Raw genomic sequence first — 13,590 nt, forward strand, 5'->3', positions numbered from 1 at the left:
CGTTCTCACTGAGAACTATCGGTTCCGACATCGCCTTCGCCCATTTCAGGAGTCGTAGATCCCGCCGCCGAGTTCTTCGCAGCTATCGCCGCCTTCAGCGCGTCCAACCCATAGCGCGCAACGACGTTGATGTTCTGATCACCGTAATGATGTTCTTCGAGCAGCGGCACAATGTCCGTACGCCACATCAGCTTCAGCGCGGACTCGGCCGAATCAGCCAGCAGCCGCTCGCGCATGAAGTATGACGGCCCAATCTTGAAGTCGGTGTCGGTGATGCGGGCGTTGAGCGCGTCGTGCAAGTCGGCCAAATAGGTGGGGCAGCCTTTCGCCTTCAACCACCTGCTGAGGATGCCGCTTGTGGGCTCTGCCGACGGATGCAGCGGGACGAATGCGAACCGTCTGCGCAGCGCAGCATCTACGAGCGCGATGGAGCGGTCAGCGGTGTTCATCGTACCGATTACAAAGATGTTCTTGGGCAACGAGAACGGCTCGGCACTGTCGGCAGAGTACATCAGGTCGATGGCCTGATCGCGGTATTCGAGCAGGAAATACAGCTCGCCGAAAATCTTGGGAAGGTTCCCGCGATTGATCTCGTCGATGATCAACACGTACGCAGTATCCGGATCTCCAGCAGCCTTGTCGACCAGCAGCCGCAGCGGCCCGGGTTTGAGCTCGAATCCGATCTGACCACCGTGACCAACCCGAGGCCGGAATCCCTCGAAGAAATCTTCATACGAATATGCCGGGTGGAACTGGACCAGCTTCATGTTCGCCGCGTCGGTGATGTGTCGCGCGAGTTCCTGTGCGAGATAGGTCTTCCCAGTACCTGGTGGCCCGTAGAAAATGATCTGGCGACGGTGACGAAGAAGGTCTACACATTCTTGCAGCCAGTCCACGCCCACGTGCAGCCGGTGGGCCAGCTCGGGCGTGGCGTCAGGCAGCCGCACCTCATCTGTCGGTCTGACCGGCTGATGTTTGAGAATCGCGTTCAGGGAGTCCAGGTGCTTGCTGACATCAACGACTTCGCTTTGGGAGGTAAAGCTGGTGGCAAGATCACTCGGTACGTCGGCCAGCGCGCAGCTATGCTCACCCCAAGCAACGGACCGCCGCAGATTCGACCGACGATCGCTGCTGTCCACAAACTCCGCCGGGCCAGTGATCCTGCCGACGTGCACCGACGTTTTGCTCACCGTCACGACCAGGTCGCCTGGATGCATCTGCGTGAGAAACCGATGGAATTCCTCGGCCTTCTGCTCCTGTGCAGCGTACCCGGACGACCCGTAGTCATCAGCGACAATTGACTTCAGATCATCGCGGGTGACTTCGCCGCCGCCGACGGGACGCAGCAAGCTCGCGGCCAACGAAATCGACTGTTTCCGAAGCCAGATAGGGACCATGTCTTGGCCATCGACGTTGGCACCATGCACCATCCAGGCGTGTTTGACTGGAATCGACGGCTCGAAGTTCTGCCATCGATCAATCCACGGTGGTGCGTACAGGTCGACGTGGCCTCCTTCGGCAGCCACCATCGCCTCGTATATCTCGTTGAGATCCTCGTCTATGTCGCCGGTGGGTCCAGCGAGAAACTCGCTAGCGAAACTGTCACGTATCGACTTGCGATGCGATGCCTTCACCACAGGCAGGTAGTACTGCGGGAAGGCGAGATAGAGCAGTGACTGCCGCTGCGCCGCTTGCCCGGTCGGGATCGCGAGCACCTCTTCACGGAACGCCAGCGGCTCGCTTAGCGCCTCAACCCGTCGCTCAACGGAAAGCGATTTGAAATGCCGCGCGAACGTGATCAGGTAGACAAGCTGAGCCCAGCGATAGGTGGTGAAAGCCTGGCCGCCGTGAAATACACCGCCCGACATTAACGCGGCTCTTACATCCGATGGCAGGTCTACGGGGCTGCCGCTCAACTTGAGAACGCCCTCGACCTGCGCGACCTTCAGCTTCCCCCCGAGGTTGATGATTGGAAGTGATTGCAGGATAAGCAGTTCGGCGAACAGCTGGATTATCACTGGCGAAGAATTGGCCAATTGCTTCTCCAGCTTCGTGAAGAAGCCACCGCCTCCGGTGTCCGGCTTGTCGACATAGTCCGCGATGAGCGCATCTAGATGCTCGCGAGTCCAGACAGGCACACCCGGGGTCAGAAGCGAGTCGTCGCGGCCCAAGCCCGCATCGATGAGGCGTCGGCCAACTGATTCGACACTAATTGCTGCGACCCGCGCGAAGGTTCCGGTCTCGACTTCGCTCATCGCGCCATCACCAGGCCGCTCGGTGAGCCCGTGAGTAGGCCCAGCGTCAACGCCCGCTGCAGAGCCTCGTCCATTCGCGCAGCGACCTTTTGCCCCATCCTGGTGACGCCGAACACCTTCATAGCCTCCCGCTTGACCTCGTCGGGCAGTGCACCGCCCGACTGCTGCGCAACAATCACCATGGCATTACCGAGCTCGACCAAGCTGATGTTCTCAATCTGCCGAGGGTTACCCGGTTGCGGTACCCTGACCAGTCGCCACGAATCCGGAGAAACTGCTGGTGGCCAATAGAACTCGGGGTCTGCCGCCTGCACGTACTCAGCAGGAACCAGCCGCTGGATAGACCGTTTGCGCGCTTCGACGACCTGTTGCAATCCGAAGGCGCCGGCCACATATTTCGCGAGCTGGTCTCGGGAAATCGGTGCCTCAGCTTCGATGACCTCGCGGATGATCGGCAGGATGCGTTCTTTCGCCCACTTCTCATTGAGTGCATCAAGGACCGACTTGTCGCCGGCGACCACCGGAATCCACGCCTTGAAGTCCGTGATGTTCGGATGACGAGGCGCCGTCGGCGCAATGGTCGGTTCCGCCTTGAACGAAACAAGCCCCTGTGTCACAACGGGTTCAGCACTGGTAGTCGTCTCGACAGCCGGTTCAACGCCCGACACCGATGCCGCCGATTCCGGCTCCGGAGCCTTCGCCGGTTTCTCCTTGGCCGCAACCACCGCGTCTTGGAGCCGTTCAACGGTCGCCTCACGCTGGTGCAGCCACTCGGGCATCCACACCCGTTCCACGGCCGGCCAGTGCATCAGCGACGACAGCACGTCAACGGGCAACCCGTCGCGGTCTGCAACGGTCCCGCGCTGGGACCACTCGGCCCCGTCAAGCAGCACGGCGATCAACGGCCGAGCTGGATTGTCGGGGTCGGCAATCACCAAGTCGACGCGGAAGTCGGATAGCCCGACATCGGTACGGACAACCAAGCCCTCGGCGCGCAACGCATCAGCAATGTCGTCGCGATGCCGGTCGATCACGGGATTACGCTTGCCGCCCTGGGTGATGGTTTGTACCCCGCGCGCGGCCAATTCCAGGTAGGCTTTGAGGTGCTTGGTACCTACCTGCGTGGTCTCCTCGGCGCGCAGCTCGGCAGGATCGAAGCTCGCGTACAGAATGACCTCGCAGCGTGCCCGGGTCACCGCCACGTTCAGCCGGCGCTCGCCGCCCGGCTTGGACAAAGGCCCGAAGTTCAGCGGCAGAACACCGTTGTCGTTCTTGCTGAAGGCAATCGAGAACAAGATCGTGTCGCGTTCATCGCCCTGGACGTTCTCCAGATTCTTGACGAACAGACCGTCAGGCTCGTCCAACGCAGCCAACAGTCGTTCATCACCTGTGTCGCGCAACAGGTTCTCGATGTAGTCACGCTGCTGTGCGTTGAAGGTGATGACGCCCAGCGACGGGGCCGTGTCCGGGGACGCTGCAAACCGCTGCCGGATATCCGCGACGATCCGTTGGGCCTCAACTTCGTTGATCCGCAGAGTCTTTCCCTTGCCCGACCGGTTGAACTGACCATTCACTCGGACCATCGAGACGCCGTAGCCGGTCGAGTCGGCCAGAGGCGTGGGGAACGATGCCAACCGTCCGCTGTAGTAATGCATGTTGCTGAATGCGATCAGCGCTTCATCCTGACTGCGGTAGTGCCACGAGAGCCACTGTTGTGGCACTTGGGAACTCACGCATTCGCTGAGGATCGATTCCTCATCGGTGACGAGGCCAGGGATTTCATCTGCGTCGTCGTCCTCGGCGGCAGCGGCATTGACCTCGGCGAAACTCGTCGGGGGCATCTGCTTGCTGTCGCCCACGACCACAACAGATCTCGCACGCCCCATGGCGCCGATCGCATCGGCAACTCGGATCTGCGAGGCTTCGTCGAACACCACCACGTCGAAGAAGCCTGTCTGGGCCGGGAAGAAGCGGGCCACCGAATCGGGACTGGTCAGGGTGCACGGGAGAATCTGCGTGATCAGGTCGCCGTAGTGCTCCATGAGGTAGCGGACGCCTTTGCCACTCTTCTTGGCCTCGACCAGCTTCTTGAGTTCACCGATTTTGCCCTTGCCGTTGGCAACATCGAGCTTCCGTGCGGCCAAGATATTCGCCGCGATGGAGCGCTTCAGTTGCTCACGGACCACCGCCGAACTCTCCGTAAACCGCCCGATCGCCTTGTTGTGCGCGACGACGTCGAAATCGTTCAGTCCCGTGGCTGCCAGACGTTCAACGGTCGACGCCACCGCAGTGCCGCGGTCGTACGCAGCCGGCGCGTCCTCTCCTACGGCCGTGCCGTTGAGAATCTCGGCCCTGGCAACGTCCATGCCTGCAGTCCGCAAGGGTTCGAGGTGCAACAACAAGTCGACCCACCGTTCGGTGGTGGCTGCCGTGTCCAGCTTGCGGTCAGTGCGCGTCGCCCACCAACGCTGGATGAACGAGTCGTCACCGGCCCAGGCGTTCTGCTGCGCCGGCGTCGTCCCCGTGGCATCACTGAGCTTCCGCCAAGCGACTGCCAGTGCACGCAACTGCTGCCCAGCGGCACCAGATGCCGTGTCGCTATAGAACTTTCGGAGGTCGGCGACGCGCGCATCAGCCGGAGTAGTCGAGAGCACCGCACCGACGCGCCGCAGCGCTGCGATGCTGTCCCGTACGTGGGCAGCGTCCTCAGCGATGAGCGGGTTCCATGACCGGTCGAACAGCATCACCGGTAGGGCGGCCACGAGCTCGCGAAGTTGCGTCACCTCTGCGTAGGTGTCGTTCATCGCGCCGGTGGTCGCCGACAGCGTCTTGAGCTTGATCGCGTCGGACTCGACGGCGAGTACGTCCGCCAATTGCTCGAGTACTGCACGTCGACGCTTCTTGCGGCCGAAGAAGCCCGATTCGTCGGCGGCCAGGGCAGCGTTGTGAACTTCCGGAATGTCCAGGTCCATCGCCGACGGGTTGGCCACGGACGACCACTCAGGCTGAGCTGAAACAATCTTGGCCAGCAACTGCTCGACCGCCACGAGCTGTGCCTGGCCGGCAGCCGTATGCAGCGCATCAACACCGTCGATCGGATACCGCGGCTCCGCCGTCAGCTGAGCCCAGGTATCAACGGCGACGAGGTCCTGGTACTTCACCACCACATCCAGTGCGATGCCGCTACCCTGAACGGACTCCAGCGCCTTGTCGAATTCGACTGCGGCGGCATAGATCTTGCTCACGTCTAAGCCATTCGGGGGTACGACGTCGACGAAGGACCACGGATGACCCTTGCGGGGCTTCGCTAGATCGGTCTTCTCACTCAACCCACGGATAGCGTCGGATACCGCCTCTCGCAGCTCCGGATTACCATCCGCGACAAATGCTTTCGGAACCTCCAGTGGCGGAATATCGCTGTCAGCGGTCAGCTCGGTCTTGCGCGCAGAGTAGAGCGACAGTCCAGCTGAGTTAGCAGCATGCAGTTCTTTGGCGTAAGTGGCCAGTTTGTGTCGGTTCGACTTGACAGTCTGGAGCTTGCTGTGGAGCAGGTCCGGATCGTGCGTCACATGCAGCTCGAGCGCCTGTTTGATCTGTGCCCGCACTGCCACCGGCTTCGCCGACTTGTCGTGAATATCGAGCGCGAGATCGCCCAATCCAACGCTTTCCAGGCGCTTCTTCACCACGTCAAGGGCAGCGCGCTTCTCCGCGACGAACAACACCCGCTGACCGGATGCCATGGCGTGCGCCAGGAGGTTCGTGATCGTCTGCGACTTGCCGGTTCCAGGAGGTCCTTCGAGGACAAAGGTCCGACCGCCGACCGCATCCGCGACAGCCCTCAGCTGAGACGAGTCTGCCGACATCGGCACCGAGACGCCGAGTTCGTCGAGGTCGGCATCGGGGTCATTGGCTCCGTTGTCCACAAAGTGGTCACCATTGCCTTCGATCAGGTGCCTGACCAGCCTGTTGCCGGACAGCTCATTCCACGAGTCGTCGAGGTCTTTCCACAGCGGGTACTTCGCGAATTGCAGCACCGACAGATGGACAGTTTCTTCAACATGAAAATTGAGGTCGTGGATCGCCTCGCGGACAGCCCGGAAGGTGCCGTCAAGGTCGATCCCCGACGCGTCCAAGTTCGGGTTCGCCAGGGCGGGGATATCCAAAGCCAATGCGGTGCGGAGCTTTTCGACCAAGCAGTAGTTCGGCGTCGATATGCCGGCCTCGTCGATGGTGAGGACGTAGCGCTGGCCCTTGTTCTTCGGCGTTATCGTCACCGGCACCAGGACGAGCGGCGACCGCAGCTCTTTCCCGTTGAACCTCCAGCACAGCATCCCGAACGCCAGGTACAGGTTGTTTGCACCTGTCTCCTGCGTAATGGTCCTGGCCTTGTTCGCCAAGTAGCGCAGCTTCGACGTGTACGACGCTTCGGTGATGTCGATGTATGCGCTGCGTTTGTCGGCAAGAAGCATCTGCCGGTCGCCTTCGGAGAGGTCTCGGCCGTAGCGCACACCACGGGCCGCCGCGGCTGCGCTGATGATCTCGTCCGAGCCCAACAGGCTGATGGGCATGCCTTCGTTGATGGCATCTTCAAAGTAGCCGAGGATTGGTCCCGGGATTTCGATGCGATAGCCCGACCGGTCGGTGTAATTGATCAGTTTGTTGCGCAGGCTGAGGTCCAGCAGCGCGTTCTTCCATTGCTGTACCCGGAGCGGTACCTGCTGCGCCTCGGCCGTGTGCGTGGCGCCGCTGGCCTCGTACGGTTTGATGACAGGCCCGCTCGTCGGCTGGTACTCAATGACCTCGATCTCGCCGCCTGCCTTGACGGTGCGACTAGGCAGCGGATAGATCTTGGCTTGGCGAGCCTGGCGAATATCGGTGACACCAATGATGTTTGAGATGTCGTCGAGCCGGCCGCTTGCCTTTGGAGCGCGCTGCGCGTCGTCGAACGTCAATGATGAATCGCGGTCGGTGACCATGGTGGTCTCGACCAAGCCGATGTAACCGAGGTCGACGATGTTGACGACGCCCGCTGCTTCGAGGGTCGACACCGACTCCAGCGACTTCTCCTCGCGCCAGTAACCGAGCATTGCGTGTCCGCGGAGGAGCCATATAGTCGAGTTGATTCCGGCCTGCTCCAGGACTGCCGCCATGACCAGAGTGGTATCTAGGCACGTGCCGAGGCGCCCTTCGAGGACCTCCGCCGGGGTGCGGACCTTCTGGCCGATGTCGCCCCAACTGGCGGGCGGTTCGGCGTACCGGATGTCCCGTGCCTTCATGGCATCGAAGATGGCGCAGGCGATAGCGTCGACCCGCTGCGGGTCCTCGCTCTGGTAGCCGTTGAGCGCGGAGTTGCCGGTCGAGGCCTTCAACCGGTCAGAGACTTCCAGTAGGAGTGTGGCCACAGCGGCGGAGTTGGGTTGGGCATACGCCGCCATCAACTCGATGGCCAGTTGCGGAGGCACTGCCTTCCACTGGTTGGCCGCCAGGATGTTGACCGGCTTGGTCGCCGCGGCCAGGACGTCACCGGCGGCGTTCTTGAGGACGGCGCGAATCTCGCCGGGGCATTGTTCGTCGACGCTGAGCATCGACGCCGGATCGAGCTTCAGGCTGATGTCGGTCAGCACCGTCTGTTGTCCGGCGCTCAGATCGAGGTGGAGTTCCGTTGGGCCGCCGTGTGATCCGTCGGCGCTGACGATGTCCACTTCGAGGACCGCGCCGTGCGCTTCTCCCCCGGTGTTGTCGACGGCGATCTGTTCGATCACCGGAATACGGCAGTGCGCCATCGCGTAGCTGAGGTCAGCGATTGCGGTGATTTGGATCGTGGCGGACTGCGAGCTCGGCTCCGGAAGCTGCGCTGCAGCCGAAATGGCGCTAGTCGGTTCCGTGGTTACGGCAGTCTGTGGCTGAGACAACGACGCTTTCAGCTCGGCCACAGCTTGAGCCTGGGTGACTGCGCCGATGGCGCGCAGCAGGAGCTCTGCTGTTTCGATTGCCCGGTGGGCTTCGGCCTGCGTGAAGGGCTCCGTGTGCGCCCAGCTGTTCCGGACGCCCTTGAGTTCCTTCGCATAGGCCTCTGCCTGGCGCGACATCTGCCCGTTGAACGGGTAGCCAAGAGTGCCAAGTCGCTCAGTCATGGCCCGCAGCATCAACGCAACGTCGGAGTTCTGGTAGTCGCGGTTGCCTGCCTTACCGGCCGCCGCGTCCTTCTGTTTGAGCGCCTGAGCCCAATCGGTGCCCGGCGGCAGAACTCGGTTGAGGACCTGCGCGACAAATGGTGCCAGGCCGCCGGCCAGAGTCTTCAGTGCCTGCCCGACAACCTGATGATGGTCGACGTTGGCCACGGTTCAGTACCCCCCACTTGCTGATCGCTGTTGTTCCCGTCGACCTCTGCTCACCGCACCACTGTGGAGAGCAAACTTGCCGGAACGCCCCAGGTATGTAACTACTCCCAAACCATCGGCGCTGTCAATTTGCTGAAATTGGCCCACGCGCTGGTATCCCCCGGTTCGAACCACGATGGCCGAGTGTCGCCTGGGCCCGTTCAGCCCAGCCCGAGCAGCTGACGTCAACATTTGCACTGAGCAACCTCCATAGTTCCTGGTCAGCACCGCCGATTTTGGCGAGCCGAACAGAATGGCAGAAGGCACCGACAAGTCGGTGGAGGTGAGCCACGAGGTGCGCACACGTCCAGCGAATCCGGCTGACGACAGCGCCAGGCCGCGGATTCGCTCACAGCATGTCAGCAGGTTCCCCTAGGCTGTGGCTGCACAAGGAGGGGGCACTAATGACTGATGGCAAAGACGTGGTGGTACCGCTGTGGATGCTCGCGACCCAGGAGACCGCTCTCCCCGCCATCCCGAGCGCCGCTGGGTTGACACCTGAGCGACTGTCCGAGCTACGCAACGCGCTGACGCTGCTCGCCGACAGTCCGATCGCGACGCTGGAACAACACTCAATGCCCAAAGATGTCGACCGCACTGGCGCCGTCGCATTGCATAGTGCCAGCCCTCTCGCTCAGCATCTTTCCCTGCTGATTTCGCAGACTTCGAAAGGCGCGCCTAAGGCGGGGGCGTCAGGCGAAGCGCTGTATCGGATGGTGGTGCCAGCGAAAGTCGCCGCGCAGATGGGCAACGGGCTGGTCCGGCCGATGGCCTCGAAGGCAGCGGCCGGCGGCATTCATGGCGCGATTGTCGGATCGAAAGGTATTACAGCCCAAGCAACGTTCGTGCCCGCTGCAGGTGGTGCCGGCGCTGCAGTTGCTGGTGCCGGCGCGCTGGCAATCGCTGCGCCTCTGGTCTTGATGGCGGTGGCCGTCGGAGTCAGTGCGCATGCGGAGCACCAACGGCAGCAGGCGATTGCACGCATTACGGAGCTGTTGGAGCATTTAGTCGAGGGGAAGCTGAACGAAGAGCGCGACGCCTTGAACGGGTGCCGTGCTGCCATAGACAAAGCGACGGCGGTTGTGCTCGACAAGGGTGAGATCGGACAGGCCATTGGGATCGGCCCCGCTGACCACACCATCGACATCGCCATCGCGACAGCTGAGCGTCGCCTCAAGAACTGGCAGAAAGCAGTCGACTCGATCGATTCCAATACGGCCGAAATATCTTATTTGACAAAGACATTCGCAGGCATTGACAAAACCGGTGGCGAGTTTCGTGCGCATTTGGAACTCGCTCACCTGGCCATCGCTCTCAAGCGGCGGGTGATCATCCTGCAGGCGGTGGAGCAGGGGCAGAAGGACGCGACAAACCCGTTCGAGCGCTTCGTCCAGTCGCTGAAGGCCGACCAACAGCGGGTCGACGAGCTCCAGGCAGGCATCTACGGCGTCTTACGCAAGCTCGGCGAGCTGCAGCTGAAGCGGCCCGGAGGCTTCACCAACACCCTGTTCAGCAAGGGCGAAGTGGACGACCTACTCAAAGCGGCTTACCGGCTGCGGGAGTTGGGTGAACGAGCTCACGCACCAAACACCAAGGCCGACATGGTTATTGATATCGCTCGCGAAGCGGATGGGTCGGTGGTCGTGTTTCCGGCGGTCGCGTCGTAGCAATGACGGGCGAGTCTTTGTCGGTGGGTAGCTATACCTTGTTGCCATGGACAAAAGAGCGGTCATTGTGTTCGACGGAGATGACACGCTCTGGGCGACCGAGGCACTTTACGAACGCTCACGTGCTCATGTTCGTGCACTGCTGCACACGTTTGGTATGGCTGCCGACTTATGGGACTCCACCGAACGCACACTCGATCTACAGCGCGTTGAGCAGCATGGATTCGCATGGTATCGCTTCCCTAGTTCGTGTGCCCTGGCGGTCTTGTCTTCGCAGGAGCACTTCAACCGGATTGCGCGGCTGGCAGCGTCATCAATGGCATTTGCGCTGGCTTGCTGCGTGTTCCTCATGCGCGCGGAAGTATCTTCCGATGCTGAGTCAGTGCTCCAACAGCTTGGAAAGAGGTGCGAACTCGTACTTCTTACAAAAGGGCAACCGTGGGTCCAACGTCGACGACTCCGGCAGTCTCGCCTGCGGCGTTACTTCGCACGCGTCATGTTCGTGCCGTCAAAGAGCGTCGAAACGTTCGTCGCTGCCGCGGGTCCACTTCGCCAAAACGTGCAATGCGTATCCGTAGGCAACAGTTTGAGATCGGACATCGAACCCTCAATCGCCGCCGGCCTCCGTGGCATACACCTAGACGGACCCATGTGGGACTTCGAACGACGCGAGTGTTCGATCCAGTTGGATGGCGTCGTTTCAGTTCAGCGACTCGCTGAACTGCCTAACCACATCGATGAGCTCCTCAATATCGATGCCAATGTGGTGCGATGATGGGCACGTGACCGATACAGCCACGAAGCCGTCACCGAGTGTTCCTGCAAGCCTGACATTTGTTGACCTCCTATTTGCAGTCGCCGTCGGCAAGTACCTCGATGTGATCGCAGCCAAGCATCTGTCGGCCGTTGACTGGTCGCACTTATGTGTGGGCGCGATCCTGACTTTGGGAAGTTGGATCGGTTACCACAACAGCAGATTCCGGTCCGAGGAGAAGATCCGCTTCTGGAATTGGCCACTCGCCCTATTTGCCATCGACATTGCACTAGTCGTTGACTATTGGTTGATACCAGCTCGATTTATCGGAAACGACCCCGGGCGCACAATTCGAGTCGCAACTGCTGTGCCTACCACCACCGTCGTCGCCGTCAGCTTCATTCTCTACACCCTCTGGGACCTAATCGGCACAAGGTTACCTCGCGTCGGAAAGTCGCAACCAATTCGACGTATCGTGACTTATCTTTTCGCTTTTGCATCAATTGTTGTGTGGGTATCTGTCATCATCACCCAGCCCAAAGGAAATTGCATGGTCATAGCGATCGATGTGCTATTAATCGTCATGTTGTTCGCTTACCGTACGGCGAAGGATTTGGTCCGGAGGGCCAACTGAGCCTGAGCGCCATCAGGCGTCACACAACGCCGGCCAAGTTCCCGAACCCACCTCACGCGACTACCGGTTCCGATTCAGCCACCGCGGGAGGGCAATTATCGTCCTGACTTTTGTCAACTTGGTGGGCACCGATGCGGTGGATCGCTGCTGAGCCCGGGGCGATTCAAGGCGTTCCGCTGCGGTGAGCGTTTGATTGCCGGCGGCGAGGGTGATGGCGCGGTTGCAGCGGGTGGTGCGCATGAATTTCTTCATGCTCCAACGCGTTTGGAGTTCGATCCAATGCTCACTGCCAGCGCGGCGACAACGACGCTGCGATGTGTCGATCAATTCGTACAGGTGGTGGTAGATCGGGCGGGCTGAGGGGGACCCGTTCGGTGGTCCAGTCGTTATGCGACTTTCGGTTGGTGGGTCGTGGCCCACTGTAGGGCAAACTCGGCGGGGGTGCGGTCGCCGTGGGCGGAGTGCGGCCGGTTGGCGTTGTAATCGCATCGCCAGTCCTCGATGATGACTCGGGCTTCCAGCAGCGAGTCGAAGCGCCACAGGTTGAGCAGCTCGTCACGCAGTCGGCCGTTGAACGATTCGATCCAGGCGTTCTGCCACGGCGACCCAGGATCAATGAAAAGTGAACCGGCATTGTTGAATCGGCACCAATCACGCACTGCGTGCGCGACGAATTCTGGACCGTTATCGAACCGGACGTAGTACGGCGCCCCGTGAAGCAGAGCCAGTCGATCCAGCACAGCCACGACCCCGTCGGCATCGATGCTGCGATCGACTTCGATGGCCATCGCCTCGCGGGTGAATTCATCGATGACGTTGAGCATCTTCAGCGTGCGGCCATCGGCGGTCGTGTCGAACTGAAAGTCCATCGCCCAGATCGCGTTCGGGCGGATCGGGGACATCGCGCCGACCGCGACGCCGATCCCGGTCAGCCGCTTCTTACGGCGCCGCTGAGGCACCCGCAGACCCTCCTCACGCCACAGCCGGCGGATCCGCTTGTTGTTGGCCTTCCAGCCGGCGCGGCGCGCCATCTTCGCCGCCCGGCGCCACCCCCACCGCGGCCGATCAGTGGAGAACCGGCGCAGCCACGCACGCAGCTCAGCCTCCTCCGCGGCCATCGGCGCCGGCGTCAGCCGCATCGTGGAGCGGTGCAGGCCGACGACGGCACATGCTCGACGCTCGGACACCCCGAACCGCTCACGCAGCGCGATGACGGCGCTGCGCTTGCGGTTCGGGGTTAGAAGTTTCCCGACGAGATCTCCTTGAGCATGTCGATGTCGAGGGCCTGGTTGGCGACCAGCTTCTTCAGTCTGGCGTTCTCCGCCTCGAGCTCCTTAAGGCGTTTGGCCTCGTTGGCTTTCATGCCGCCGTACTGGGCCACCCAGCGATGCCACGTCGACTCGGTGATCTCCAGGTGCCGGCACACCTCGGCCAGCTCCTGGCCGGTCCCGAGCAGCTTGTTGCCCTCGGCCAGCTTGCGGATGATCTGATCCGGGGTGTGCCGCCGGCGCTTGTTCGATGTCATGTCGTCGGTGATTCTTCCTGCCCGAACACTCAGGCAACAGAGTCCCACAACGACTGGACCACTACAGAGGGCTCACCTCAGGGCCGCCAGATCGTGCTTGGACATTCGGAAACTCATCTCGATGTGCTAAAGCTGGTGCTAGGCACCGATTACGAATGGATCGGCAGGTCTCGAACCTGCTTTTTTGTGTTGGTCGTAGTCGAAATGTGCGCACCAAAACACACCCAAACCACAGGTCAACGGACTACCGAATCGGCGGAGCCCGCCAAGATGACAAAAGTCGGGTATCGGGGTGTCACCGTCCCCGCTCGTGCCTTCGGCAATCAAACGGGCTCTTCATGATTGAGGGTGTAGAACGGTCAGCTGCTGTCGGCC

Annotated in this window: 6 protein-coding genes and 1 pseudogene; 3 read left to right on the forward strand and 4 right to left on the reverse strand. The window is 61.3% G+C overall.

What is annotated here, in order from left to right:
* Window positions 1–5: 5 nt before the first annotated feature.
* A complete protein-coding gene (locus EB75_RS05380) occupies window positions 6–2,255 on the reverse strand; it encodes an AAA family ATPase (RefSeq protein WP_073694444.1) in 2,250 nt (749 codons plus the stop codon).
* Window positions 2,252–8,596, reverse strand: a complete 6,345-nt coding sequence (gene proA, locus EB75_RS05385) for an anti-phage protein ProA (protein ID WP_073694445.1) — start codon at window positions 8,594–8,596, stop codon at window positions 2,252–2,254. The genes EB75_RS05380 and proA overlap by 4 nt, the downstream gene beginning before the upstream one ends.
* A 443-nt stretch (window positions 8,597–9,039) precedes the next feature.
* On the opposite strand from proA, the gene EB75_RS05390 reads away from it, so the two are divergent.
* The 3 genes from EB75_RS05390 to EB75_RS05395 are packed head-to-tail and all read left to right on the forward strand — an operon-like array spanning window position 9,040 to window position 11,690.
* Window positions 9,040–10,302 (forward strand): hypothetical protein, encoded by a 1,263-nt coding sequence (locus EB75_RS05390; RefSeq protein WP_073694446.1) that lies wholly within the window; start codon window positions 9,040–9,042, stop codon window positions 10,300–10,302.
* A gap of 46 nt (window positions 10,303–10,348) precedes the next feature.
* The gene (locus EB75_RS28680) at window positions 10,349–11,077 is read left to right on the forward strand and encodes an HAD family hydrolase (RefSeq protein ID WP_142239437.1); all 729 of its coding nucleotides are present in this window, start codon (window positions 10,349–10,351) and stop codon (window positions 11,075–11,077) included.
* Between the two features lie 7 nt (window positions 11,078–11,084).
* Complete coding sequence (locus EB75_RS05395; protein ID WP_142239438.1) at window positions 11,085–11,690, forward strand: hypothetical protein; 606 nt, start codon at window positions 11,085–11,087, stop codon at window positions 11,688–11,690.
* 60 nt (window positions 11,691–11,750) lie between these two features.
* Here the strand turns inward: EB75_RS05395 and EB75_RS30265 are convergent.
* Both EB75_RS30265 and EB75_RS05405 read right to left on the reverse strand, forming a co-directional pair.
* Window positions 11,751–12,047 (reverse strand): annotated as a pseudogene (locus EB75_RS30265) (hypothetical protein); the annotation flags it as partial.
* A 29-nt stretch (window positions 12,048–12,076) separates the two neighbouring features.
* Window positions 12,077–13,215, reverse strand: a protein-coding gene (locus tag EB75_RS05405) for an IS3 family transposase (protein ID WP_142239439.1) whose coding sequence is annotated in 2 segments (ribosomal slippage) — window positions 12,077–12,945 and window positions 12,945–13,215 — 1,140 coding nt in all. Because the reading frame shifts where the segments join, the coding sequence is not laid out codon by codon here.
* Window positions 13,216–13,590: the final 375 nt, after the last annotated feature.

The sequence above is a fragment of the Mycobacterium sp. ST-F2 genome, from assembly GCF_001905655.1.
In the GTDB taxonomy this organism is placed as follows: domain Bacteria; phylum Actinomycetota; class Actinomycetes; order Mycobacteriales; family Mycobacteriaceae; genus Mycobacterium.